This window comes from Aquibacillus rhizosphaerae (assembly GCF_030282825.1).
Taxonomy (GTDB): Bacteria; Bacillota; Bacilli; order Bacillales; family Amphibacillaceae; genus Aquibacillus_C; species Aquibacillus_C rhizosphaerae.
Genome location: NZ_JASTZU010000048.1, coordinates 57,452 through 83,755 on the forward strand (window position 1 = coordinate 57,452; position 26,304 = coordinate 83,755).

Annotated in this window: 27 protein-coding genes; 16 read left to right on the forward strand and 11 right to left on the reverse strand. The window is 35.0% G+C overall.

The annotated features are described in order from the left end of the window. The first annotated feature begins 170 nt into the window (after positions 1-170). Complete coding sequence (gndA, locus tag QQS35_RS15295) at positions 171-1,589, forward strand: NADP-dependent phosphogluconate dehydrogenase (RefSeq protein ID WP_285933085.1); 1,419 nt, start codon at positions 171-173, stop codon at positions 1,587-1,589. 52 nt (positions 1,590-1,641) lie between these two features. On the opposite strand, the gene QQS35_RS15300 is transcribed toward gndA, so the two are convergent. Further along, positions 1,642-2,268, reverse strand: a complete 627-nt coding sequence (locus QQS35_RS15300) for a cyclase family protein (protein ID WP_285933086.1) — start codon at positions 2,266-2,268, stop codon at positions 1,642-1,644. A 27-nt stretch (positions 2,269-2,295) separates the two neighbouring features. Beyond that, entirely contained in the window at positions 2,296-3,789 is a 1,494-nt protein-coding gene (zwf, locus tag QQS35_RS15305; protein ID WP_285933087.1) for a glucose-6-phosphate dehydrogenase, read from the reverse strand. Positions 3,790-4,046: 257 nt separating this feature from the next. On the opposite strand from zwf, the gene QQS35_RS15310 reads away from it, so the two are divergent. After that, the gene (locus QQS35_RS15310; protein WP_285933088.1) at positions 4,047-4,820 is read left to right on the forward strand and encodes a TIGR01457 family HAD-type hydrolase; all 774 of its coding nucleotides are present in this window, start codon (positions 4,047-4,049) and stop codon (positions 4,818-4,820) included. A gap of 156 nt (positions 4,821-4,976) precedes the next feature. Here the strand turns inward: QQS35_RS15310 and QQS35_RS15315 are convergent, their stop codons facing one another. Continuing rightward, the gene (locus QQS35_RS15315) at positions 4,977-5,108 is read right to left on the reverse strand and encodes an anti-repressor SinI family protein (RefSeq protein ID WP_285933089.1); all 132 of its coding nucleotides are present in this window, start codon (positions 5,106-5,108) and stop codon (positions 4,977-4,979) included. Between the two features lie 15 nt (positions 5,109-5,123). Next, the gene (locus tag QQS35_RS15320) at positions 5,124-5,480 is read right to left on the reverse strand and encodes a helix-turn-helix domain-containing protein (RefSeq protein WP_285933090.1); all 357 of its coding nucleotides are present in this window, start codon (positions 5,478-5,480) and stop codon (positions 5,124-5,126) included. 327 nt (positions 5,481-5,807) lie between these two features. Between QQS35_RS15320 and QQS35_RS15325 the strand changes: the two genes are divergently transcribed. After that, entirely contained in the window at positions 5,808-6,101 is a 294-nt protein-coding gene (locus QQS35_RS15325; RefSeq protein WP_285933091.1) for a DUF5658 family protein, read from the forward strand. A 250-nt stretch (positions 6,102-6,351) separates the two neighbouring features. Here the strand turns inward: QQS35_RS15325 and QQS35_RS15330 are convergent, their stop codons facing one another. Together QQS35_RS15330 and QQS35_RS15335 are read right to left on the reverse strand one after the other, a co-directional pair. Beyond that, positions 6,352-6,870 carry a DMT family transporter gene (locus tag QQS35_RS15330; RefSeq protein WP_285933092.1) on the reverse strand — a complete coding sequence of 173 codons (519 nt, stop codon included), beginning with the start codon at positions 6,868-6,870 and terminating at the stop codon, positions 6,352-6,354. Continuing rightward, a complete protein-coding gene (locus tag QQS35_RS15335) occupies positions 6,845-7,273 on the reverse strand; it encodes a DMT family transporter (RefSeq protein ID WP_285933093.1) in 429 nt (142 codons plus the stop codon). Before QQS35_RS15335 ends, QQS35_RS15330 begins: the two co-directional genes overlap by 26 nt. Before the next feature lie 204 nt (positions 7,274-7,477). Here QQS35_RS15335 and QQS35_RS15340 point away from each other — a divergent pair, with 204 nt between their 5' ends. The 4 genes from QQS35_RS15340 to QQS35_RS15355 are packed head-to-tail and all read left to right on the forward strand — an operon-like array spanning position 7,478 to position 10,159. Beyond that, positions 7,478-8,758: an MFS transporter gene (locus QQS35_RS15340; protein WP_285933094.1), complete on the forward strand. Its 1,281-nt coding sequence runs from the start codon at positions 7,478-7,480 to the stop codon at positions 8,756-8,758. Further along, positions 8,715-9,335, forward strand: a complete 621-nt coding sequence (locus QQS35_RS15345; RefSeq protein WP_285933095.1) for a TetR family transcriptional regulator — start codon at positions 8,715-8,717, stop codon at positions 9,333-9,335. Before QQS35_RS15340 ends, QQS35_RS15345 begins: the two co-directional genes overlap by 44 nt. Before the next feature lie 42 nt (positions 9,336-9,377). Next, positions 9,378-9,899, forward strand: coding sequence for a GNAT family N-acetyltransferase (locus QQS35_RS15350; RefSeq protein WP_285933096.1), 522 nt, complete (start codon positions 9,378-9,380; stop codon positions 9,897-9,899). A gap of 38 nt (positions 9,900-9,937) precedes the next feature. Further along, entirely contained in the window at positions 9,938-10,159 is a 222-nt protein-coding gene (locus QQS35_RS15355) for a YdbC family protein (protein WP_285933097.1), read from the forward strand. A gap of 88 nt (positions 10,160-10,247) precedes the next feature. On the opposite strand, the gene QQS35_RS15360 is transcribed toward QQS35_RS15355, so the two are convergent. The 3 genes from QQS35_RS15360 to QQS35_RS15370 all read right to left on the reverse strand — a co-directional run bounded on the left by QQS35_RS15360 (position 10,248) and on the right by QQS35_RS15370 (position 13,875). Then, positions 10,248-11,717, reverse strand: a complete 1,470-nt coding sequence (locus tag QQS35_RS15360; RefSeq protein WP_285933098.1) for a UDP-N-acetylmuramoyl-L-alanyl-D-glutamate--2,6-diaminopimelate ligase — start codon at positions 11,715-11,717, stop codon at positions 10,248-10,250. A 722-nt stretch (positions 11,718-12,439) separates the two neighbouring features. Further along, entirely contained in the window at positions 12,440-13,447 is a 1,008-nt protein-coding gene (gene mreBH, locus QQS35_RS15365) for a rod-share determining protein MreBH (RefSeq protein WP_285933099.1), read from the reverse strand. A gap of 296 nt (positions 13,448-13,743) precedes the next feature. Then, positions 13,744-13,875 carry a YflJ family protein gene (locus QQS35_RS15370; protein ID WP_285933100.1) on the reverse strand — a complete coding sequence of 44 codons (132 nt, stop codon included), beginning with the start codon at positions 13,873-13,875 and terminating at the stop codon, positions 13,744-13,746. Between the two features lie 185 nt (positions 13,876-14,060). Between QQS35_RS15370 and QQS35_RS15375 the strand changes: the two genes are divergently transcribed. The 3 genes from QQS35_RS15375 to QQS35_RS15385 all read left to right on the forward strand — a co-directional run bounded on the left by QQS35_RS15375 (position 14,061) and on the right by QQS35_RS15385 (position 18,101). After that, positions 14,061-14,711: an MOSC domain-containing protein gene (locus QQS35_RS15375; protein ID WP_285933101.1), complete on the forward strand. Its 651-nt coding sequence runs from the start codon at positions 14,061-14,063 to the stop codon at positions 14,709-14,711. A 420-nt stretch (positions 14,712-15,131) separates the two neighbouring features. Beyond that, positions 15,132-15,800, forward strand: a complete 669-nt coding sequence (locus QQS35_RS15380) for an SOS response-associated peptidase (RefSeq protein WP_285933102.1) — start codon at positions 15,132-15,134, stop codon at positions 15,798-15,800. 141 nt (positions 15,801-15,941) lie between these two features. Further along, entirely contained in the window at positions 15,942-18,101 is a 2,160-nt protein-coding gene (locus QQS35_RS15385; protein WP_285933103.1) for a sensor domain-containing protein, read from the forward strand. Positions 18,102-18,195: 94 nt separating this feature from the next. Here the strand turns inward: QQS35_RS15385 and QQS35_RS15390 are convergent, their stop codons facing one another. Then, entirely contained in the window at positions 18,196-19,572 is a 1,377-nt protein-coding gene (locus QQS35_RS15390; protein ID WP_285933104.1) for an alanine/glycine:cation symporter family protein, read from the reverse strand. A 178-nt stretch (positions 19,573-19,750) separates the two neighbouring features. Here QQS35_RS15390 and QQS35_RS15395 point away from each other — a divergent pair, with 178 nt between their 5' ends. From QQS35_RS15395 to QQS35_RS15405, 3 genes are read left to right on the forward strand one after another with little or no spacing between them, the layout of a single operon-like run. After that, positions 19,751-20,224, forward strand: coding sequence for a low molecular weight protein-tyrosine-phosphatase (locus QQS35_RS15395; RefSeq protein WP_285933105.1), 474 nt, complete (start codon positions 19,751-19,753; stop codon positions 20,222-20,224). A gap of 14 nt (positions 20,225-20,238) precedes the next feature. Further along, positions 20,239-20,562, forward strand: coding sequence for a hypothetical protein (locus QQS35_RS15400; RefSeq protein ID WP_285933106.1), 324 nt, complete (start codon positions 20,239-20,241; stop codon positions 20,560-20,562). Between the two features lie 15 nt (positions 20,563-20,577). Next, positions 20,578-21,405, forward strand: a complete 828-nt coding sequence (locus QQS35_RS15405; RefSeq protein ID WP_285933107.1) for a YihY/virulence factor BrkB family protein — start codon at positions 20,578-20,580, stop codon at positions 21,403-21,405. 39 nt (positions 21,406-21,444) lie between these two features. Here the strand turns inward: QQS35_RS15405 and QQS35_RS15410 are convergent, their stop codons facing one another. After that, positions 21,445-23,355 (reverse strand): heavy metal translocating P-type ATPase, encoded by a 1,911-nt coding sequence (locus tag QQS35_RS15410; protein WP_407933974.1) that lies wholly within the window; start codon positions 23,353-23,355, stop codon positions 21,445-21,447. 409 nt (positions 23,356-23,764) lie between these two features. On the opposite strand from QQS35_RS15410, the gene QQS35_RS15415 reads away from it, so the two are divergent. Genes QQS35_RS15415 through rbsK form a run of 3 tightly spaced genes read left to right on the forward strand, consistent with a single transcriptional unit; the run spans position 23,765 to position 26,289 of the window. Continuing rightward, on the forward strand, positions 23,765-24,640 hold the full coding sequence (locus tag QQS35_RS15415) for a transporter substrate-binding domain-containing protein (protein ID WP_285933108.1): 876 nt from the start codon (positions 23,765-23,767) through the stop codon (positions 24,638-24,640). Positions 24,641-24,650: 10 nt separating this feature from the next. Next, on the forward strand, positions 24,651-25,346 hold the full coding sequence (locus QQS35_RS15420; protein ID WP_285933109.1) for an amino acid ABC transporter permease: 696 nt from the start codon (positions 24,651-24,653) through the stop codon (positions 25,344-25,346). A 31-nt stretch (positions 25,347-25,377) separates the two neighbouring features. Then, entirely contained in the window at positions 25,378-26,289 is a 912-nt protein-coding gene (rbsK, locus tag QQS35_RS15425; RefSeq protein WP_285933110.1) for a ribokinase, read from the forward strand. Positions 26,290-26,304: the final 15 nt, after the last annotated feature.

Genomic DNA, 26,304 nt, shown 5'->3' on the forward strand with positions numbered 1-26,304 from the left:
TAGTGAACGCTATCGTGGTAACGATTTTTGGCATGTAAATGAGTGTGCTTCCCTGAAGTATAAATGTATAATGAAAGTAATTTAATACTATATTCCATATAGATAAGTTGCTATCAATCCCATTTATACGTATGATGGATAAAGGAATGATTTTGGAAGGAGAAATGGTAATGGCAAAACAACAAATAGGTGTTATTGGTTTAGCTGTAATGGGAAAAAACCTCGCAATGAATATAGAAAGTAGAGGGAATTCCGTATCTGTTTTTAATCGTTCTTATGAAAAAACAGAGGATTTTTTGAAGAATGAGGCAAAAGGGAAAAATTTCTTTGGTGCTTCAACAATTGAGGAATTTGTTGACTCATTGGAAAAGCCTAGAAAAATTTTGCTAATGGTGAAAGCTGGAGCTGCAACAGATGCAACGATCGAACAGCTTCGTCCGCATCTTGACAAAGGTGATATTCTTATCGATGGAGGAAATACATTCTATCAAGATACAATTAGACGTAATAAAGAGTTAGAAACAACAGGTATCCACTTTATTGGTACTGGTGTATCAGGTGGGGAAGAAGGAGCTCTTAAAGGACCTTCTATTATGCCTGGTGGACAAAAAGAGGCATATGACCTTGTTGAACCGATATTGCAATCCATAGCAGCTCAAGTAGATGGGGAAGCATGTACTACATATATTGGTCCTGATGGAGCTGGACACTACGTCAAGATGGTCCATAACGGGATTGAATATGGTGATATGCAATTAATCTCTGAAGCATATTTTATTATGAAACACGTACTAGGGTTAAGTGCAGAAGAGTTACACGAAGTATTTGCAGAGTGGAATAAAGGTGAATTAGATAGTTATTTAATTGAAATCACAGCAGATATCTTCACAAAGAAAGATGAAGAAACTGGAAAACCTATGGTAGATGTTATTTTAGATACAGCAGGACAAAAAGGTACTGGAAAATGGACAAGTCAAAGTTCATTAGATTTAGGTGTACCTCTTCCAATTATTACAGAATCTGTTTTTGCGAGATTCATTTCAGCAATGAAAGAAGAACGTGTAAAAGCAAGTAAAATACTACAGGGGCCTTCTGCTCAACAAACACCATTTGAAGGTGATAAGGACGAATTAATTGAAGCGATAAGACAAGCGCTTTATATGAGTAAAATTTGCTCTTATGCACAAGGTTTCGCGCAAATGCGTGCAGCTTCTGATGAGTATGATTGGAATCTTCGCTATGGTGATATCGCAATGATTTTCCGTGGTGGATGTATTATTCGTGCACAATACTTACAAAATATTAAAGAGGCATATGACCGTGACCCTGGTTTAACAAATCTTTTATTAGATCCTTATTTCCAGGAGATTGTAGAGAGCTACCAAACTTCTTTACGTAAGGTACTTGCTATAGCAATTGAGCGTGGAATTCCAGTGCCGTCATTCTCTAGTGCACTAGCTTATTATGATAGCTACCGCACAGAGACTTTACCTGCGAATCTTCTTCAGGCACAACGTGATTACTTTGGTGCCCATACGTATCAACGTATAGATAAAGAAGGTACTTTCCATACAGAATGGATGAAATAAAATAAGTGAAGAAAAAAGCGCCCCGCTAATTTTGCGGGGCGCTTTTTTTAGGTTAAAACGGCTTATCATCAAAGAGTATAACACGTGCTGGGGCTGCTTCTGTTCCGACAAGCTTCATTGGTGCAGCGACCATATAATAAACATTAGGATTGATTTCTTTTAAACGAAGCCCCTCGACAATAATGATGTTGTTGTTAAATAATTTTCTATGCGTAGGGTTTTTGGGTTGGCTACGCTCGATGCCAAGCGTATCTATTCCAACCCCATTAATACCACGTTCGACCAATAAATCTGCGCCATCTTCTTTAAGATAGATGAAATTAATATCAAATGAATCCATAGAGTGATATGAATTCTTTGTTTTAAAGAGTACAAAGTCATTCGCTTGGATATCAAGGCCTTCTAAATCTTCTCTACCAATTCCATCTTCTACGGCTGTTAAATCACATACCTTTACATGCCCTACTAGTTTTTCTAATGGTATCGTTTCAAAAGTTTCACCATCATTAATCATGTGTAGCGGTGCATCAATATGAGTACCCGTATGAAGATTAAAGTTCATATCTGTTGTTGTTATATGTTCATTTGTATTTCGAGTGAAGGTAGGCTGTCCTTCAGGTAGGTTTTCCCATACAGCCATTCCTTCATACACGGATGAAGAAATATCATACATTTTCATATACATATTTCCTCCTTTATTTAGGTTTTATTCCTCTTCCGGTGTAACAGACCACCAATTAAACCCGTCATTTTCAAGTAATGCCTCAGATTCTTTAGGGCCGTTAGATCCAGACTCATAATTAGGGAACTGTTCAGCTTTCGTGTTCTCCCATGCATTAGATATAATATCAACGAATTTCCAAGATAGTGCAACTTCATCCCAATGTGTGAAGTTAGTGGAATCACCACGCATACAATCATTTAACAATACTTCATATGCTTCCGGTGTATTCATTTTATCGTTGCTTCCATTATTATTATAATTTAAGGTAATCGGGGTAGACGTAGAACCATATTCTCCCTTTTTTGCATTTAAATGCAAGGTTATCCCTTCATAAGGTTGGATATGAATAACTAATAGGTTAGGGTGAATATTTTCTTCTTTATCGTAATATAAGTTCATAGGCAAGTCTTTAAATTGAATAACGATTTCTGTAGACTTTTTCTTCATTCTTTTCCCAGTACGAATATAAAAAGGAACACCAGCCCAACGGAAATTTTCAATTAGAAGCTTACCAGAGACAAATGTTTCTGTATTTGATTCTGGATCCACTGAATTACCTTCGCGATAACCATTTATTTCTTCACCATTTAAAATACCTCTGTCATATTGACCTCGAACAAAGTATTTTTCAACATCTTCTTCTGTAATTGGCTTTAATGCGCGTAGCACTTTTACTTTTTCACTTCGAATTTCTTCTGGCGTTAACTTAATTGGTGGTTCCATTGCTAATAATGCCATCATTTGCAACATGTGATTTTGTACCATGTCTCGAAGAGCACCAGAAGATTCATAGTATCTGCCGCGGTCTTCCACACCAAGGACTTCACTTGATGTTATCTGGATATTAGAGATGTGTTGATTGTTCCATAGTGGTTCAAACATGGCATTAGCAAAACGAATAACTTCAATATTTTGAACCATTTCTTTACCTAAGTAGTGGTCAATACGATATATCTGGTCTTCAGTAAAGGCTTCACGTATTTGGTCGTTTAGCTCTTTTGCAGATTTAAAGTTATGTCCGAATGGCTTTTCGATTACTAGTCTTGTCCAACCATTCGTTGATGTTAATCCTTCAGACTTTAAATTTGTTGCAAGTGTACCGAAGAAATTAGGAGCCATTGCTAAATAAAAGATTCTATTGCCTTCTGTTTCATGTTTTTCATCTAACGTATTTAGAAGTTTGTTTAAACTTTGATAGTAACTTAAATCCTGCACGTCAAACGGGTGATAATGAAAATGTGAAGCAAATGCATCAGGATCGATACTTTTGTCTTCAAAGTGGCTGATAGATTTTTTAACATTATTTCTAAAATCTTCATTCGTAAGTGGACGTCTAGCAACACCTACTACTGCAAAATTTTCGGACAGCTTACCGTTCCGATAAAGTCTATAAATGGAAGGATATAATTTACGGTTTGCTAAGTCACCTGTGGCACCAAAAATAACAATAATTGATTTAGGACTATTTGTTGTCATTAAGCTTAACTACCTTTCTCTGTTTTAATAGGGACATAATTATTCAGTTTATTCTAAAAACATAGTTTCTTATGAATATTCATGAAAGTTTTTGTACTTACTATACAATATCATGAGAGCACTAGTTGATAAACTGTTTTACATCATATGTCCAAAAAGTTTATAATTTTTATTAATGATTGTATTTACTATAGTACCATTTGTTCAAAAAATAACAAATGAAATACAAGTAAAACTTGATATTTGGAGGTAATAAAGTGAGAGCATACAGTGGTTTTTTAATTGATTTAGATGGAACCGTTTATCGAGGGACGGAAAAGATTGAAGAAGCAATAACATTTGTTAAAGAATTAGAGAAAAGAAAGTTACCTTATTTGTTTCTAACAAATAATTCAACAAAACATCCAAGTAAAGTATCAGAAACATTAAATAATATGGGAGTACCGTCTACTACTGAACATGTATTTACTACAAGTATGGCAACAGCTAAATACATAGCTGATTTAAAGCCAGGAGCTCGTGTCTATCCAATCGGGGAAGAAGGTTTGTTATCTGCATTAGAGGAAAGTGGTTTAGAGCTAGTAGAAACGGGTGCTGACTTTGTTGTAATGGGACTTGATCGAACAATAAATTATGAAAAGTTAGCAGGTGGAGCGCTAAATATTAGAAACGGTGCAAGATTTGTGGCTACCAATGGTGATATTGCTTTACCAACAGAAAGAGGTTTTTTACCTGGAGCTGGCTCTTTAATTTCTGTACTTTCAGTAACTACAGGAGTAGAGCCTAAGTTTATTGGTAAACCGGAGTCTATAATTGTTGAACAGGCACTAGATGTTTTAGGCACAGCAAAAGAAGACACGCTTATGGTTGGGGATAATTATCATACAGATATTCTCGCTGGAATTAATGCTGGAATTGACTCTGTATTAGTTTTTACAGGTGTAACAACGAAAGAACAATTAACTTCTATAGATATACAGCCTACTTACTCGATTGAGACACTAGCTGAATGGATTTTTAAAGAAAGTTAATACTGAAAAATAAGCATTACTTAAGAATAGTATTGAGAAAAAAGATTTACTCAAATGGACTTAAATTCTAGTGTACAAACATTGCGAAACTCAATGTTTGTACACTAGAAACTAACCTGTACTAAACCGCCATTTTATGCATGTTTTTATGTGTGTTTACATGTGTGATTCCATTTCTTTCAAAAAAAAGCGGATTTCCTCAATTGTCATCCCCATGTGCTTTGCTAATGCAATTAACAGTATCCATTCTTTGTCTATATACTGCCCTGTATTGTTCGTGCGTTCCATTTTATCCTCCTATAGTTATTTTTTAGAAGACATCCAATTTTTATATTTAATGAAATCATGGATCTCAAGAAAATCTTTTTTGCTCATTCCTTGATCAATTGCCTTTTTAAATAGCAACTCCCATTCTTCGTCCATTATGGGGGGATCTTGTTTGGGTAAGGAGGTGTATTGTTCATGTTGTTCACCTAACAGGTATTCAATAGACGTATCTAGTGTGTCGGCTATTTTGGATAACACTTGTAGAGATGGATTTTGCTGGATATCACGTTCGATGTAACTTAAATATGATTTTGATATACCAGCTAAGGTGGCTAATTTGGTAATTGAATAACCTTTTTTTCTTCTCGTATTTCTGATTCTTTCTCCAATCATCCTCTGCTCCTTACTTTAACTTATATTATTTCCAATAGGGTTATTTGTTCATTATATAAAACAATTAGTTCTTTAAAAAATACAATATTTTAAGTAAAAGAGTGCAAAAACAAGTAAAAATGCGCATGTTGTTCTCAATTAAGAAATTCGGACGGATTTGGAGGTTTTAATACTGATTATTTTGGTATATATTTCATATAAGAATGCTTTCATATTCACACGTTTGTTTTAAACATTTTTGATAAAAAATCTTCTAAACTCTCATGGTAGTATCAAGAGTTTTTTTATATTATAGTTCTTTATTGAGAATGATGGCGGTGTGTGAATTTGCTTCGATTATTTGTTTACTTAGCCATTCTAAATTTAATGGATGGAATTTTCACATTCTATGGTTTGAAATATTCGTATGTATCGGAGTTAAACCCTTTAATGGGCAACTTGTATCAACTGAGCCCTAAATTATTTATAACTGTAAAGATTCTACTTTCCATGTTTCTTGTCATGTTAGTTATATGGGCAAGAATTCCTAATACGAAATTAATCAAAGGATTAGTATTGTCTGCCTCTGTTTTATATACGATTACATTTGTTTTACATGGATTATGGCTATTCGGAATTTAGTAGGAGGGGAAAAAGGATGTATAAAAAAACATGTAACAATTGCTATCAGTTATCTTTTAGTTGTCACAGAAAGGGCCTTTGGATATGCTCTATTTGTCGGAAAGATATTAGTGATTTAAAAGTGTCTGCCTCGGAAACTTTCTATAATCAGATACAATTCAACGTAACGGATGTAGGGGAGAAATACGCGAACCTAGCCCCTGACAAGCCAAGGTTTTCAGTTCGCATTTAGTTGTCATCTATATTGAGTTCACTTAACTTGTTTAGCCTCGCGATGTGTTCCAACAAGTGCAGCGGCTCTCTTTCTATTTGTAATAATAACCCCTGTGATTACGAGAAATGAACCTGCAAATTGTAATAATGTAACTTTTTCCCCTAAAAATAAGACTGCTCCTAGCATTGTGAAAACTGGAATTAAGTTCAGAAATATCGATGCTCTAGATGGTCCGATTTCACTAATACCTTTATTGTATGCCATTAAGGCAATTAATGAAGGAAATATTCCCAAATAGATAAGCCCAATGATAATAGTAGGTGACCAGGTAATTGCGCTTAGTTGTGATGATTCCGTAGCGGCAAGTGGAATCAATATGACAATGGCAATGACGGACATAATAAGTAAACCACCATAGGTTGGGAACTTCCATGTATGTTTTTTGATTAAAATGGAGTAGATAGACCAAGTAAGCATAGCTAAGAGCATGATGATATCCCCAGGATTAAAAGAAAGCCCTAAGATTACTTCAATCGATCCCCTTAGTAATAACAATAAATACCCCAGTAAGAGACAGTATAACTCCAGTTAATTGTACTTTTGTAAAATACTCTTTAAAAACGAAAAAACCTATCAGTAGAGCAAAGACAGGTGTTGAGGACTCAACAATGGCAGCATTGACAGATGTTGTGTAATTTAATGCTAGATAGACGAGTATATTAAATAAAACGAGTCCGGTTGCTGCTAAGCTGATTAAAGCCTTCCATTCTCTTCGCCATAGCACTCTATTTTTTTTCCATTCCCGATAACCAAAAGGGATAATTACTAATAAAGCTATAAGATACCGAAATAAAGTTAAGGTAATCGGTGGAATCTCATTTGATACAGGTTTCCCAACGAGTAGGTTTCCAGCATACAGCATCATTGCAAATATTAGTAAAAAGTAAGGGTTCTTCATCCTATCCCTCCTGTTTCTTAGTGATTTCATGATTGTAAATAGTAGCATTGTACATCTTACAATGTATCCAGCTTTCATCGCAAACTAAAAGACTTCTCATAAAAATTCAAATTTAACTTGAAAACGACACTGTTGTCATTTATATTAAATGACAACAGTGTCGTTTTTTATTCGCGTAATAAAATGTTGGAGGGGGAATGATTGATGGGTAAAGAATCCGAAAATAAGTTATGGAAGAATAAACAGTATATGCATTTAATCGGTGCGCAAATTGTTTCGAGTTTAGGAGATTGGTTGGATATACTTGCGCTGCTCGCATTAGTTGCTATCAAATGGGATACAACACCGATTGGGGTCTCTGGAGTGATGGTTTGTATTGCAATCCCAATGATTACATTAGGGCCATTTGCTGGGGCTATATCTGATAAATTTGATCGAAAAAGAATCATGATTATCTCTGATTTAATTCGGTGTTTGGTGGTACTGGGATTTGTTGTAGCAAGTTCGCTTTGGCAGATTTATTTATTACTCTTAATTAAAAGTGCGTTTGCATCATTGTTTGTACCAGCCAAAAATGGAAAGCTGAAAGAGATTGTTCATGAAAAAGATATACAACAAGCAATGGGGATTAGTGGGATGATTGATAATAGCAGTAAAATTATTGGACCAACGCTAAGTGGTATTTTAGTATCATTTATTGGAGTAAACATTGCATTTTTTATCGATGCTGCAACATTTGTTATTTCAGCAGTATTCCTATTAGGAGTAACTAATAGTACGTATCAGCAAGCAGAAAAGAAAGAACAATATAGCAGGCGATCAATCTTCCATCAAATAATAGAAGGTTATGTTCATTTAAAACAAATTCCTTCATTAACTTTTGGTTTAATTGGGTTAAGTTGTGGTCTATTGGTTTTACAAATTGCTGATAGTCAAATAATGATATTATTACGTGGGATTGAGGGTGACCCAGTACGTATTGCTGGTTATGCGATGGCGTCTAGTGGTGCGGGGATGTTTATTATGTCAGCTATATTAAGTAAACGAAATTTAAATATTTCTTTACCTACCACAATGGGATTAGGGGTATCCATTGTTGGTGTTGGGATTGTAGGAGCGGCAATTATAGTGGAATTATCACAGTTAGCAATAACAATTGTATTACCTATTTTGTTTTGTATCATTGGCATTGCTTTCACAGCAGTGATTCTTCCATTTAATATTGCGGTACAAAAGGAAACTCCTGTACAATTAAGTGGAAGAGTTTTCGGAACAATAAATAGTATAACGATGCTTGCGACGATTATAGGAATGGTCAGTGGTGGGATACTATCGGAAATAATAGGAGTTCAGGCTACTTTTTTCATTTCTGGCGGGTCATTAATCATTGTTGGCTTCGGAGCACTATTCAGAAAGCAACATTTGGAAAGTAGGGATGTTTTTGCCGAAAGTAACGGAGGAGCACAAAAAAAAACGGCGCCGTGAAATTTTAGATGTAGCAAAAAAAGTATTCATTAAACAAGGATTTCAAGCGACAACAATGAGTGATATTGTTTCCGCTTCAAACATGAGTCGTGGTGGGGTTTACTCCTATTTTTCTACGACAGATGAAATGTATAAGGCGATTATTGCAGAAAATGATCAATCATTTGAAGCGTATTTTCAAAATCTTATGCAAATGAAATCGTACTGGAATGCACTATTGATATATCTTGATGATCTCGAGAGAAGTGCTTATGACGATGTGCGTGAAGGGTTTGGAATTGTAGCCTACGAATACTTGGTCATGACATGGAGAGAAAAAGAGAGAATTCAGTTTTTTAAAGACCGAGTGGACCAGTACATTAAATTGTTTGCAGGTTTGATTGAATCTGGAGTTAAAAGAGAAGAGTTTCATCCAGTTCAAAGTTCAGAAGCGATAGCACTAATGATTATAAATACAAATGATGCTGTTTATTTGTTATCAATGACAGTAGGTGCCGATAAAGCAAGGGTGAAAGACCAAGTTAAAAGTTTGAAAATCTACTTAAGGTATGTTCTCCAAGTGAAACATATTGAATGAGGGAAGTAGTGCTTTCAATCCTTTATAATTCGGGAGGGACCTATGGAGAAAATTTTAGAGACTCCGAGACTTTTATTTAGAGAGATGCATATGGGCGATGTAGAAAATCTTATGATGATTTTTTCCGACCCAATTGCCATGAAATTCTATCCAGAAGTGAAGAATGAAGAGGAAACTATCCGGTGGATTGTGTGGACACTAAATAACTATAGGCGTTTTGGAGTTGGAATGTGGGTTGTTGAAAATAAGATAACTGGGGATTTTCTAGGTCAATGTGGATTAGTTCCGCAAAAAGTCGATGAACGTGTTGAAATGGAAATAGGATATTTATTTGTTAAAAAAGAATGGGGAAAAGGCTATGCCACCGAAGCTGCTAAAGCATGCAGAGATTATGGCCTATACACGTTGAGAGTAGAAAAAATGGTTTCCTTAATTGATCCCCAAAATAATTCTTCTCTTAAAGTTGCCACTAGGATTGGGATGAGTAGAGAGAAAATAATAAAAAAGAGGGGGAGAGATTTATTCCTATATGTCTTAACTAGGAAAGAATGTGATGCCTTGTAATGAATAAGGAAATAAATTAATACCAGGAGGTTAATAATATGGCGGAACTTAAGTATGAAATAGTGGAACATTTAGGTATTATATCGGAATCTGCAAAAGGTTGGAACAAAGAGCTGAATTTAGTCAGTTGGAACGGCCGTGACCCCAAATATGATTTACGAGATTGGGCACCAGATCATGAGAAAATGGGGAAAGGTATAACGTTAACAACTGAGGAAGTAACCGCTTTGAAAACTCTGTTAAAAAAGCTAGAAATATAAAAGTAATGTTGAAAAATATGATTAATCAAACGTTTGATAAGTAAATAAGGATAAGAAAAAAATTAGAATCAATAAAAGAACATTGATTCTAATTTTTATATTTTTTAATAGCATTTTCACAAACAGTCTCGAAATCACTATACGGTAGTTTTTTGTTACCGATAATTTGATAATCTTCTTGACCTTTACCAGCAAAAACAATGATATCACCAGGTTCACTTATATCTAAAGCATGCGCAATAGCTTCACTTCTATTGGCAATCGCTCTGTAGTTATCATGCAACATTCCTTTTTCCATATCCGCAAGTATTTTCTCTGGATTTTCTGTTCTTGGGTCATTGATGGTAAGAATCACATAATCTGCAACAGATGCTTTCTCAGCCATGTCGGGCCTTTTGAAAGAATCGCGGTCCCCGCCTGTTCCAACTAGGAAAATCAATTTCCTTTTCTTAAAGGGAAGCACGGCATCAATTGATTTTTCTATTGCGTCAGAAGTATGAGCGTAGTCAATATATAATGTTACTGGAACATCAAGCTCAACTTTTTCCATTCTTCCGTTGATTGGTCCAATATCTACTAAATATTCAACTAATTGAGCTACATGTAATCCTTTTGCGAATAACGAAGCAATTGCAGCTAAAGAATTATAAACATTAAATTCCCCAAGTAATTGTGTTTGGACTTCATACTCGCCCTCTGGGGACAGCAAGGTATATAATGTACTATCTTCTTGATAACGAATATTCTTTGCCGAGAAATCAGCATCTGAGTGTATACCATAAGAAATTACTTCGAAGGGGGACCAATAGCTGTATGTTTCAAACCAAGGGTCGTCTTGATTGAGCACAACATATTTATCCATATTTAAATCTTGTCCCAATTGGGCAAAAAGCAATCCTTTTACATAACCATATTCTTCAATGGAATCATGGTAATCAAGATGATCTTGACTTAGGTTTGTAAAAACAACTATATCGAAATCAATCCCCCACAACCTTCCTTGACAAAGACCATGTGAGGAAACCTCCATGACCATATTAGGCACATTCTCTGCTAATGTTTTATTTAAAAATTTTTGATTTGTTAAAATATCGCATGTTGTATTTTCACTCGTGTATTTTTCACCATGCATTTCTAATCCTATTGTTCCAGAAAGTGCTGCTGCTTGGCCTGCTTTCTGTAACATGGAGTGAATAAGTGTTGTCACCGTTGTTTTTCCATTTGTCCCTGTTACACCGATTACGTTTAATTGAGAGGAAGGGTTTTTGTAAAACTTATTAGCAATGTGGGCCATTGCTTTATATGTATCTTTAACGATTACTAAAGCTGTTTTATCTAAGTCGATGTCAAGCGGTTTTTCCGCTACTATTACAGTAGCACCATTATCAATAGCTTCTTGATAGAAGTCATGGCTATCAACTGTAAATCCACGCGTACAAATGAACATACTGTTAGGTTTAACATCTCTTGAATCAACATGTATTTGGTTTATATTCTCAGGTAGGGTACCGATAAAATTTACTATTTTAAAGTATGTGAATAGTGTGGCAGTCTTCATATGTTCAATCCTCACATTTACTAGTTTGAATTCTCTTTATAATTTGTCCATTTTTTAAGTTTGTAACACAAAAAAGGTGATTTAATTAATGATTCCACTCCTGCTGAGCGTTAAACCTAAATATATATTGTGTGGAGCAAAAAAACTGATATATTTTCTTTTTTGTAATCAATTGTGTATTATTTCTTGGTTTAGTTGTTTCCATTCTAAATGGTACTTACTTTCTTCACAACTTCTTAAGAATGTGATTTATTTTGTCGCTAATTTGATTCAAGTCGTGTCTATTTGTTCAAAAAGGTATGATATAACTCATCCTCCAATGTACCATAACTTGTTATGATATCTATAATTCTTTGTTTTATATTGAAAAAACATTTCCTTGTTCCCTGTGTGTAAGGTGAATACAAATACATTAATATTCACCTTTTTTGAAGCAGGAAATTATAGATTTAGTGTCCTGTGGATAACTGACTATTGCATGTGACACGTCCAGCTACAGCGCCTACCCGAGACAGACATCTTTGTGGTAAAGAGCACCACATAGATGTCTGTCTTAATTGCCCTAGGGTGAGCAAGGCGCCCTGCGCTTTTGTTCAAGACACTATGTCCGCTCAAAAACGTGCATGATTTACCTGATACATTAATCTGTTATGTTTTTTGAAAGCAAAATCCAACCCAATTCAAGAAAACCCTACTCGGAAAATAGAGTAAGGTTTCTGATTTTATTTTACTGCTTTTTGTAATTTATGAATCATTTTTAAAGAACGGCCAGTACCAATAGCTACAGACTCTAATGGGTTTGGTGCTAAATGTACAGGAACATAAATCTCATTAGCTAACCATTCTTGCATTCCCTTAAGTAATGCACCACCACCTGTTAAAGTAATGCCGTGATCAACGATATCTCCACTTAATTCAGGTGGACAACTCTCCAATGTAGTATGAACTGTTTCTAAAATTGACTCCAAAGATTCTCTAATAGCTTGTTGAATTTGAGTAGAAGTTACTGTGATTACTTTAGGCAATCCAGTTAAAAGGTCTCTCCCGCGCACCTCCATGGAAGCTTCATCATGTTCGATTAAAGCATATCCGATTTCCATTTTAATATTTTCAGCAGTACGTACCCCGATGAGAATATTGAAGTTTTTGCGAATGTATTGAATGATTTCTTCATCCATTTTGTCGCCACCAGTTCTTACCGAATGGCATGTAACAACTCCGCCGAATGAAATAATGGCAACTTCACTTGTACCGCCTCCAATATCAACAATTACATTGGCAATTGGTTCTTCTACCGGTAAGTCGGAACCAATCGCTGCAGCTATTGGTTCCTCAATCAAGTGAACTTCTTTAGCACCAAAGCTTTTAACAGCATTATGAATTGCTCGCCTTTCGACAGATGTACTTCCTGAAGGGGTACAAACAACCACAGTCGGTTTTCTCATTGATGAGCCAATCTTCTTACTTACTTTTTTTAATATTTCTTTCAACATCTGTGCTGTGATATCATAGTCAGCTATTACACCATCTTTTAAGGGCCGTATGGGTGCAATGTGTCTTGGGGTCTTACCAACCATTTCCTTAGCTTCTGTTCCAACTGCGACAACTTGGTTGGTTCTTAAATCTATCGCAACAACAGAAGGTTCATTAAGTACAATACCTTTGTTTTTTGTGTAGACTAAAATATTTGCAGTTCCTAAATCAATTCCGATCTCTGCGTTTGAAAACATGATAGTTCCTCCATCGGTGTAAAATTTCTACTTTATTTATAGCTTTTCTCATTATGCATTGTATTTATGGGGGTAGAGTAAATAGTAATAAATGGAACCAGATAATCATAAAGTAATTCTATTATTAAGATAACCTAAATTCTCTATTCAATTATTAAATAATACAAAGGATTAGTTGTTTATTGCAAATTTTAAGATATTATTTGAGTAGGATGTTATATATAAGAAGTAGTGGTGAGAAAAATCTTTGCTTTAAAAAAAGCAGGAAGCTCACTCCCCGCTTTTGAAATTATTATTTAATTTTGTTTTTCTTCTAATAGGTTTGCAAGCACGTGAATTTTATACTTTTCAATTTTGTGTCCCTCGATTTGACGAACACCGATATTCTTTAATTCTTCCACATACCAACCTTTACTTCCTACATGCATCCCTATCATCCTTTCTGATTATATCTTTTATGCAGATGCAATTGTAACATCTCTATAAATTCATTTAAACTATAAAGTTTTAATAACTCTTACTAATATATATAATATGATTTATAGATGTTACACAAGAATTGTCATTAAATAATATTTTACATAAAAAGTTCTTACTGAGGAGTGTATTTTATATGGAATACCAGGTATTATCACTGAATATTGGTCAGCCTAAAACATATCAAATAAATAACAGAGAACTAAACACAGGATTTGTTAAACATGCTGTAACGGATTCAGTTTGGTTATCTAAACATGGGTTCGAGGGGGATGGACAGGCAGATTTAAAAAACCATGGTGGTGAAGAAAAAGCACTTTTAATGTATCCATTTGAACACTACTCTTATTGGAATAATCGGTACAATAAGAATTTTTCGGTACCTGCATTTGGTGAAAATATTACTATTGTAGGGCTTTTGGAACATGCTGTATTTGCTGGTAATATATATTCACTTGGAGAAGCTATTGTACAGGTATCACAACCTAGGCAACCATGCTATAAAATTGCTGAAATACATCGTGTGAAGGATATACCTGCCGTTGTAACCGAAACCGGTTATAGCGGTTACTATTTCCGTGTTCTTAAGGAGGGCTATGTGTCAAATGATGATACTCTTAAACTGTTAGAAGAAGAACCTAACAAAATAAGTATAGCTTTTATTTTTGGGACGTTATTTCATAAAAAAGCAGATATTAACCGAATTCAACAAATATTGAAAGTAGATACAATAGCAAATTCTCTACGCAAATCATTAGTGAAAAGACTTAGCAAATTAAGTGTGTAAGCTTTTTAATATGGCTGTCTTCTAAAAGATTGTTGTTTACGACAGATAAAATATAAAGTCTGCACTAACTTTAGTATGATTTTCTTCTGTCTTTACAAGATGAGTATTGGTCTAGAGCTATGAAAAAACACTCGCTTTCCTTGTCCGGAAACAGCAAATGTTTTAGGGTGGGGCGAGTAATTGCAGTCCCACGAGCTGAAGCCGTGTCCGTGGAAAGCGTAGTATTCTGCCGGAACGGACTTTTACCACTCAGTTATCATTGCATAAAAGTTAAGAATACTTAGTGCAAAGTTTCTATCCAGTTCGACGGCTTTGAAGCAATGATGTTTATGAGAAGAGTTTTTTAATGAGTTCAGAGTTTGCAATGCATTATTCTCTTTGAATGGGAGTATCAAGTTTTGAGATGGAAGGTGAATTACTATGTGCGGCAGATTTGCAATGAGTGTGAGTGAATTAGAAATATTACAAGAATTCGGAATCGAAGGTGAAATCCCTGATTTCCAACCAAGATTTAACATAGCTCCTGGACAAAAAGTGTTAACGATTATACATGATGGAAATACAAAAAGAATTGGTTATTTGAAGTGGGGTTTAGTTCCATCATGGGCAAAGGACACTAAAATAGGATATAAAATAATCAATGCAAGAAGTGAAAGCGCACATGAGAAGCCAAGCTTTAAAAAGTTATTAGCTAGTAAGCGATGTCTTATCCTTGCAGATAGTTTTTATGAATGGAAAAAGCAAGAAAGTAGTAAGCAACCGAAACGAATTTATTTGAAGAACAGAAAAGTATTTGCATTTGCTGGGTTATGGGATAAATGGCAATTGGATGATCAACAATTGTTCACATGTACCATTCTTACTAGAAAAGCAAATAATTTCATGGGAAAAATTCACGAACGAATGCCGGTAATATTACCAAAAGAAAAACAAGATGATTGGATTACCCCTATTAAAAGAGAACCTTCTTACATGCATGATTTTATTGAAAATTTACAAATAGAAGAATTAGATGCTTATAATGTTAGTGATATAGTAAACTCTGCCAAAAATGATTGTAAAGAATGTATAGAACCACTACTAAATTAAAATGTGTAAAAGAAATCTCTATTCTTTACATTTGAAAGCTTGCGATAATTGTCGATATAAATAATATTATCTTTTTATTATCTATATATTTAGTTATACTGTTAAAAAAGCTTTCTAATACTAGCTAAAGGTGAATAGCATATGACACTATTTAATTTAGAAAATATTTTCGATCAAAACAAGTTGGATCATTTGTTTTTTCAACTTAAACAAACAGATAAAAACGAAGGTATGGATCAAGCGTTTGCCAATTTGAAAACCTACTTAGATGAACAATTCAAAATATATAAAGATCTAAACTATGCGGTTAGTCAATCGACTACAATTACAGTCTCGGACTTAAATGGAGCTATCACATATGTTGATGATCATTTTTGTGAATTGACTGGCTTTTCTAAAGATGAATTGTTGAATCGAAACCATAGTGTACTAAATTCGGGATATCATGACCAACAATTTTTTGAAAACATATGGAATACCATCCTTTCTGGTAAGGTTTGGAATGGAGAAGTGAAAAACAAACGTAAAGATGGCGTGTTAATTTGGTTGCAAACAACTATTGTCCCTATTTTAAATAATGAAGGAGCTCCTTTTTCTTTTATTGCCTTTCGAACAGATATTACCGAAAAGAAGCTAATGGAGATTCAGTTAGTGGAAGCTTTGCAGAACGACTATCATCGTGTATTGAAAGAACTAATGAACCTTGTTTTTCGAGTAAAAAAGACAAGCGATGATGGATATATTTTTACAATGGTGGAAGGCAAATTAGCCGAAAAAATTGGTTTGACGACTGATTATTTACTTGATCAACCAATTAAATCATTATATGCGAAAGAAAGACTCGATATGGTTTATCAGGGTGAGGAAGTAACATTTAATTTTAAGACTGCTGATTTGTATCTATATGTAATGCTTTCACCGATAATGGAAAATGGAACGGTTGTGGAAGTTATTGGGTCTGCTGTAGATATCACTTCATTGAAACAAGCTGAAGAGCAAGTAGAGTATTTGTCCCATAATGATCCGTTAACCAATTTAGCGAATCGTACTAAATTTCGGGAAGATATCGAAAAATTAACCGAAACATCTACCCGAAATAACCCTTTTTCTATTTTATTGTGTGATTTAGACAGGTTAAAATATATTAATGATTCATTAGGTGAATTTGCAGGTGACAAAGTAATCAAGGTGATAGCCGAACGTTTACAACGAGTAATTCATGATAAAGGTAGTTTATATCGCTATGGTGGCGATGAATTTATCGCAATCATTAAAGGGTCCTATCAAGAAGTTGATGAACTTAGTGACAAAATGATAAACGCTATAAAAAAACCTATCTCTGTGGCGGGAAAGGAATTTTTTATTACATCCTCTATCGGGATTAGTAATTTTTATCAAGATGGTATTCTAACAGATGAATTAATTAATCATGCAAGTATTGCAGTCCACTATGGGAAGGTAAATGGAAGGAATAGTAAATTATTCTATACACCTAAAATGAACAAAATGTATAATAGCTTGCTTTTATTAGAAGGGGAAGTAAATAGGGCCCTTAATAAAAATGAATTTGTATTACATTATCAACCTAAAATTAATGTAATAACAGGCGATATAATAGGATTCGAAGCCTTGATTCGGTGGTTCCACAAAGAAAAAGGGTATATTCCACCTAGTGAGTTTATTCCTCTTGCTGAAGAGACGGGGTTAATTATTCAGCTTGGTGAATGGGTGATTACAGAAGCATGCAGGCAACATGTTAGGTGGGTGGAAAAAGGACTAAAACCTTTTAATATTGCTGTCAATGTCTCTGCAATCGAACTTCAACGGTCTGATTTTGCAGAAAAAGTGAAGACTATTGTTTATGAAACAGGAATGAATCCTGAATATTTAGAAATAGAAATAACAGAAAATAGTGTCATGCAAAATACAGAAGACTGTATCCGTACGATGAATCAACTGAGATTAATGGGGATATCTTTGTCTATTGATGATTTTGGTACAGGCTATTCTTCATTAGGCTACTTACGGAAGTTTCCAATAAATCACTTGAAAATTGATCAATCTTTTATCAAAAATTCTTTGATTGAATCTAGTAACGCTGAAATTATTAAGGCAATGATTCAGATAGCTCATACTTTTGGATTGAAAGTTGTGGCGGAAGGCGTTGAAGAACCACACATATTAAAATTCATCGAAGAACAGAGTTGTGATTATTATCAGGGGTATTATTTTAGTAAACCGGTACCGCCGGATGAAATTGAAGCGTTAATTGTTAGCGATAGTGAAATTAGAAAATTATAATTATTAAAGAGAAAGAGGCTTATCTAAATCATCCTTAATAAAAAGGAATTTAGATAAGCCTCTGTCTTTGATTATATAGTATTCTTTTTATTATCTAACTTGCAGCTTTTTGTAATTTTTCTTGTCTTTTTTCTTCTTGTGCCACTTTCATGAACCGTTTTGTCTCAGCGACAACTACTCCGGATAGACCAAGAAGGCCAATTAAGTTCGGGAATGCCATTAAACCGTTCATGATATCTGCAAAGCCAAACACGACATCTAAACTTGCGATAGATCCAACGAAAATAAATAAGATAAACGCAAGTCTGTAATAGATGATGGCATTGTCTTTAAATAAGTAACTAAAGCATTTTTCGCCATAATAAGACCAACCAACAAGTGTTGAAAAGGCAAAAAGTATAATTCCGATGGTTACCACGTATTGTCCCGTGCCACCTAAAAACATTTCAAACGATGCAGAAGTTAATTCTCCACCATTTAAGCCCCCTGCATAAAGGTTACCCATTACAATAGTAAGGCCTGTTATGGTACACACAATAATGGTATCAATGAAAACTTGTGTCATTGATACAAGTGCTTGACGACCTGGATAATCTGTTCTTGCTGCAGCGGCGGCAATTGGAGCAGATCCTAAACCTGCTTCATTGGAGAATACACCGCGTGCCACACCATATCGGATAGCCGTTCCCAATAGTCCTCCACCAACAGCACTTCCTGTAAAAGCATCAGAGAAGATAGTGCTAAAAGCAGTTGGTACTAAATCAAAATTTAGAATAATAATAATAAGTCCACCAATGACATAGAAAGCTGCCATTATAGGTACAAAGAAGGCTGTGACCTTACCGATACTTTTAATACCACCAAGGATAACTAATGCAGCAATTACTGATAATGCCACGCCTGTAACCCATGTAGGGATGTTAAAGGAACTATTCGCTACATCAGAAACGGAGTTGGCTTGTACCATATTACCTATTCCAAATGCTGCAATGGAACCAAAAATGGCAAACAAAACACCCAACCATTTTGCATTAAGCCCTTTTTCAAGATAATACATGGGACCGCCAGACATTTCACCTTTGCTGTTTTTTACACGATATTTTACTGCTAGAATAGCTTCCGCATATTTTGTAGCCATTCCGACCAGGGCAGTAATCCACATCCAAAAAACGGCACCCGGTCCACCTACCACAACAGCTGTAGCTACACCTACAATGTTACCAGTACCTATTGTTGCAGCCATTGCGGTCGATAATGCTTGGTAATGACTGATGTCACCTTCCGCCTTTTTATCTTGTTTAGCTGGACTGAATGCTAGCTTCAACGCATAGGGCAACATGCGAAATTGTAGAAATCCAAGCCTTATCGTTAAGTAAATACCTGTACCTACTAATAAAATTAATAGTGGTGGACCCCAGACGTACCCACTTATCTGACTAATTATTTCCATTAATTTACTATCTTTTCCCATTGCATTACCCCCTTCATGTATTGTTTTAATTTTCCGAAAATTTTACTGAAAAGTCAATGACAAATTATAGCTTATTGTGTCACTAATTTTATATAATTCATTTCTTTTAATAATTTCTTATATGTCTTGTATAATGGTTGTAACATTATAATAGTAAAAATTGGTGGGTGGTTAAAACGTGATTAAAGTTTTATTTATTTGTTTAGGCAATATTTGTAGATCTCCGATGGCAGAAGCTATCTTTCGAGATTTAGTAAAAAAACAGGGACTTGAAAGTGAATTCATGATTGATTCAGCAGGAATAGGTCGATGGCATGTTGGGAATCCTCCACATGAAGGAACAAGAAATTTACTTGATGAGAAGGAAATATCATATCAAGGAATGAAGGCGCGTCAAGTCGATAAAAAAGATTGGGATGGTTTTGATTATATTATTGCGATGGATGAAAAGAATATTAATGACCTAAAAAAGGTTAGAGACACATATGATGGTGTTGTTGTTGCAAGATTGATGGACTTTGTAACCAATCCTAAAGAAACTAATGTTCCTGATCCATATTTCACAAACAATTTCAGCTATACATATGAGCTGATCCATGAGGGATGTCAACAATTAATGAAAGAAATAAAGCAGAAAAACAATTTAATCTAGGTAGGAGTGGACACATGAGTAATGATAGTAAATTCCTAAAAGGAATAGTAATTGGTGCTGCAGTTGGAGGGTTGGCAACGTTATTAGACCGAAACACGAGAACTCAAGTATGGAATAAACTACAAACAACCTGTAGTTCTACAAGTTATTACATGAAACATCCATCTGAAGGAGTTCATTTTGTGCGCAATGGTTATGAAGAGTTGTCTGGGTCATTATCCAAAGCAATTAATAGTACAGTAGATGTTCTAGTTCAGCTTCAAGAAATAATTGATGCTTATGGTAATGTAGACGAAGAGGAAAATATAACTGTTGTGAAGAGTAGTCGTATCGAATAAAGGGGAGGAGAGGCTATGAGGAACGTCTTAGATTTTTTAAAGCACCTTTTTAAGAGAACGATGGACGATGATGTTTTTGGTCTAGCTGCTCAATTAGCCTATTTCTTTTTATTATCACTTTTTCCATTTATGATTTTTTTATTTACTTTAATTGGTTACCTCCCAATCGAGGAAATAAATGTAATTGAATTCATTCAAACCTATGCTCCTCAAGAAATAGTGCAGTTGATTAATGAAAATGTAACCCAAATTACGAATGAGCGGAATGGCGGATTATTATCGATAGGCATTATAGGAACATTATGGTCAGCATCGAATGGAATTAATGCCATTATGCGTTCCTTTAACAAAGCATATAATGTGGAGGAAGATCGATCGTTTATTGTATCGAGACTGATAGCAATTGTTCTTACTGTTGCCATGCTTATTGTAATAATTATTGCCTTTTTATTACCAATATTCGGAAAAATGATAGGAGTTTATTTATTTTCATTTATTGGATTATCAGAAGGGTTTATGAGTGTTTGGGACACATTAAGATGGGTAATTTCATCGGTTGTATTCTTTATTGTATTATTAGCCTTATATATATTGGCTCCAAACAAAAAGGTCCATATAAAAGATGTTGCTATTGGAGCAATTTTTGCTACAATTTGTTGGCAATTAGTATCCCTGGCATTTTCTCAATATGTAAACACGATCGGGAACTATTCCGCGACATATGGAAGTCTTGGTGGTGTGATTATATTAATGATATGGTTTTTTATTTCAGGAATTATCATTATTACAGGTGGAGAAATAAATGCACTCATGAAACTGCGCAGAATCGAAAGAAACAGCTGACAATAAGAGGTCAGCTGTTTTTCTGTGTCTACAAAATATTTAGGACTTTAACAAGCGTAAGCTGTTTAGTATAACAAGAATTGTACTTCCTTCGTGTCCAATAACACCTAATGGAAGGTCTAATACTTGAATAAAGTTTGTTGCAATTAAAACTGCAATAACACTAATAGAGAAAATAATATTATACTTAACAATCTTATTCATTTTAGTGGACAATTTAATTGCGTTCGCGATTTTTGTTAATTTATTTTTCATGAGTACAATGTCTGCAGTCTCAAGTGCTACATCAGATCCTGCACCCATAGCGATACCGATATTGGCTGTAGCTAGTGCAGGTGCATCGTTAATGCCATCTCCAACCATGGCTACATTTTGATACTTTTTTCGTAATTCTTTAATGTGAGTTACCTTATCTTCTGGCATACAATTTGCTATATAGTGATCAATATTTGCTTCTTTAGCTATTGCTTTAGCAGTATCTGAGTTATCTCCAGATAGCATAATGGTATGGATCCCATAATTGTTTAAGGTTTTAATCGCTTCAATTGTATCTTCACGTAATGAATCCTTAAGGGCAATTAAACCCACAACTTCATTTTTTTTAGCGATAAAAACGAGTGTTTTTGCTTCTCTAGCCAATTGTGATGGGAGGTTACCAGCAAATTGATATGCATGCTCGCCAATAAAGTCAGCTTTACCTATTTTCCAGTCCTCATCATTAATAATAGCGGTTATACCTTTACCACTTACGTCTTTCATCTCGTTAATCTCAAACGGTTCTTTTATATTTTTTTCGTTGCAAAACTTTACAATTGCCTGAGCTAAAGGGTGATTTGATTCTTTTTCCATTACTCTTACGACCCCTAAAATATCACTTTCATGATGATCAGGATGAATATAAGTATCAGTAACTTCTGGTTTACCGATAGTTAGAGTTCCTGTTTTATCTAGGGCGATTGCTTTGATGTTGCTCAGATTTTCAATGTGAACTCCGCCTTTGAATAAAACACCATTTTTTGCACCATTAGAAATAGCGGATAGTGTTGCTGGCATTATAGACGCAACTAGGGCACAAGGTGAAGCGACCACTAGAAGAATCATTGCTCGGTAAATAGTATCCGTCCAGCTCCATCCAAATAAGAAATGAGGTAAGAACATCATCAATCCAACAGTTATTAAAACAATTTTGACATAGCTGCTTTCAAATCTTTCAATGAACAGTTGGGATGGTGACTTCTCACTCTGGGCAGTTTGTACAAGGTTAATGATTTTTTGGAACAATGATTCACTCGATAATTTTGTTATTTCTGCAGTTAAGCTACCATTTATGTTGACTGTTCCGGCAAAAACTTCATCGTGTTTGTTTTTTTCAACCGGAATAGATTCTCCAGTTATTGCACTTTCATCAATAGAAGAACTACCCTTGGTTATTATTCCGTCAGCTGGAACACGTTCTCCTGCTTTAATTAAAATTCGATCTCCAATTATTAATGAAGTAACATCAACCCATGCTTCTTTTTGGCCAGAGACACGTAATGCTTTTTCTGGTTGCAAGTTCATCAGGGAAGATATTTCTCGTTCGCTTTTATTGATGGTATAGGTTTCAAGAGCTCCAGACAAGGCAAATATAAAGATTAAAATAGCGCCTTCCGTCCAATAGCCGATGGATGCTGATCCGATTGCTGCAAAAATCATAAGCAATTCGACATTAAGTTGTTTGTTAACAATGGTGTCTTCTAAACCTTCTTTTGCTTTTGCGAAACCACCAATTGTAAATGCGGTAAGGTTTAGGGCTACCCAAGATGTATCGTGTATTTTCCCTTCTAAAATCCAAGCGATGAGTATGAGAACTCCGCTTAAGATGGCAGCTATCAGTTCGCTATGTTTAGATAATAGTTTGATATATATAATTGGAAATTTTGGTAATTGAAAATCATTCTTTGTAATAATTCTTAAAAGTGTGGACAAGTAAATCAACCTCCTTTATTAATTGATAATGTTAATCATTCGCGTAAAATCTTTTCTTTCAGGTTTATTAGCTGATTTGAGAATAATAATCATTATTATTTATTTATAGTTATTATAATCTAGTATTAAATATTATATTATCATAGTATTTATATCCGTCAATACTTAGTCATCTTATTAGGCTCTATAAGCATAATTTTTTTTGGGGAAAATAAAACCATCTTAAAAGGAATATAAATAATGAATTTACTGTTATATTTACAATCCTTATTTATATAACAGTTAGTAAATAATTTAGTAACAGTGAGTAATAGTGTTGAAATGATAACTGTAAACTGTTATCTTTTAGAGGGTATAAAATATATAACAATAAAAATAAGGTGGGTATATAATGAAGCAAAAGGGGTTTTTATTACTACTGTTCATTGGTTTGATTGTATTAGCGGCATGTGGTACTGGGGAAGATAGTCAGGAAGAACAATCAACTGATAATGTATCATCACAATATTGGGATGAAATTAAAGAGGCTGGTGAAATAGTGGTTGGCACATCTGGAACATTGTATCCGACTTCTTTTTATAATGATGAAGAAAAAAAAGAATTAACAGGTTATGATGTTGAGATAATGAAAGAAATAGCTAACCGTTTAGATTTAGAACTTTCTTTTGAAACAATGGGTATAGACACGATGTTTGCGTCTTTGAAAAATGGACGAGTGGATTTAATTATTAACGATATCGAAGTAACAGAGGAACGAAAAGAACAGTTTTCTTTTAGCGATCCATATAAATATTCTTACACTACGATGATTGTAAGGGAAGAAGATCATTCAGGTATTGATTCGCTTGAAGATTTAGAGGGTAAAAAAGCAGGTGGAGGAGCAACGACCGTATTTAGTCAAATTGCTGAACACTATGGAGCTGAAGTGGTGACATACGGAAATGCAACAAATGATACGTACCTACGAGATGTGGATAATGGTAGAACGGACACAGTTATCAATGATTACTATTTACAAAGCCTTGCATTAGAAGCTTTTCCAGAGTTTAATATCGTACTTCACCCAGACTTAAGATTTCATCCTACAGAACAAGCAATAGTAATGCCTGAAGGTTCTGATACACTTACAGAGAAAGTCAACGAAGTTCTAAATGAAATGCGCGAAGATGGAACGTTGACGGAACTATCAGAACAATTTTTTGGTGGGAAAGATGCTTCTAAGCAGCCAGAAGAAGAAGTGGTTGAAATTGAAGGACTTGAGCTGTAGGTGAGAAGAGATGTTTGAGATCGATGTTAATGGTTTTGATTTTGGAAACCTTTTTGATGTAGAGCTTGCAATTAGGAGTCTTCCATTTGTATTAGGTGGCTTACCGATGACCATTGCTGTTTCATTTGTAGCGATGTTCATGGGTTTAACCTTGGGGATATTTCTAGCTTTAGGGCGTAGTTCAAAAAATCGTTTATTACGTTGGCCGTCTCGATTATATATATCGTTCATGAGAGGAACGCCAATCTTAGTTTTCCTTTTTATTCTTTATAATGGCTTGCCTGTCGTTGGTATTGAACTAAGTGGGTACACAGCAGCTGTCATGGGCTTTGGTTTAAATAGCGCTGCTTATATAGCTGAAATTAACCGAGCGTCATTAAATAGTGTGCCGAGTGGGCAATGGGAGTCAGCTAAAGCGTTAGGGTTTAATTACTGGAACACGCTAATACGGATAGTTTTGCCTCAAGCAACTAGAATTGCTTTACCTCCATTAACAAACGTATTTTTAGATGTCGTAAAAGCCACGTCACTTGCTGCCGTGATTACGGTACCAGAGTTATTTCAAAAAGCACAAATTGTTGGTGGAAGTACGTTTGATTATATGACGATGTATTTATTGATTGCTTTTATCTACTGGCCTTTGTGTATTGTAATTGCTGCATTCCAAGAAAGACTTGAAAAAAGGTTTAGCCGTTATGTAAGCTAGGTATAAATATGAAGAAAAGTGGTGTGCTTGGATGGGAAAGAAGATTGTTGTTCTTGGTAGCCTAAATATGGATGTTGTTGTTTCCGCAGATAGAGCTCCGCTTCCAGGTGAAACGATTCATGGAAAGCATGTTTTATATTTACCAGGAGGTAAGGGTGCGAATAAAGCTGTTGGAATTAAGAAGTTAGGTGGCAAAGTCCAGATGGTTGGTGCTGTTGGCAATGACATGTTCGGTAACCAAATCACTGAGCAACTCAAGCGATATAATCTAGACACGAATTATATCAGTACTGTTTCAACTGTTCCTACTGGAATAGCTAATATAGTTCATTTACCTAATGATAATAGTATTATCGTTATTCCAGGGGCAAATGGAGAATGTACACCTAACCAGTTACAATCTTTAGAACAATTAGTGGAACAAGCGGATATTTTACTCATGCAGTTAGAAATACCGCTTGAGACAGTTGCTTTTGCACTGAAGATTGCCAAGAAGAATCAAGTGGAAACAATTTTAAACCCTGCACCAGCAACACAGTTAAGTGATGAGCTTTTAGAATTAGTAGATTATATTACTCCTAATGAGACCGAATTAGAAGTCCTTGTTGGTTCGAAGGTTAGTTTCGATAAGAAGAACTTAGAAAAGGTATTTGAAAAGTGGCATGATAAGCATCAAACGAAGTTAATTGTAACGTTAGGAGAAAAAGGCTGTGCTTATTGGTGTGAAGATCAATTAATGATAGTTCCTGCTTATAAAGTGAATCAAGTTGTGGACACGACTGGCGCCGGAGACGCATTTAATGCTGCTTTAGCATATGGTTTATCACAAGATTGGCCGATTGCCAACATAGTGGCATTTGCGGTCACCGGATCAGCACTTGCAGTAACAAAGTTCGGAGCGCAAGAAGGAATGCCGACAAAGCAAGAAGTAGAGGAAGCATAGGTCTATGCTTCCTTT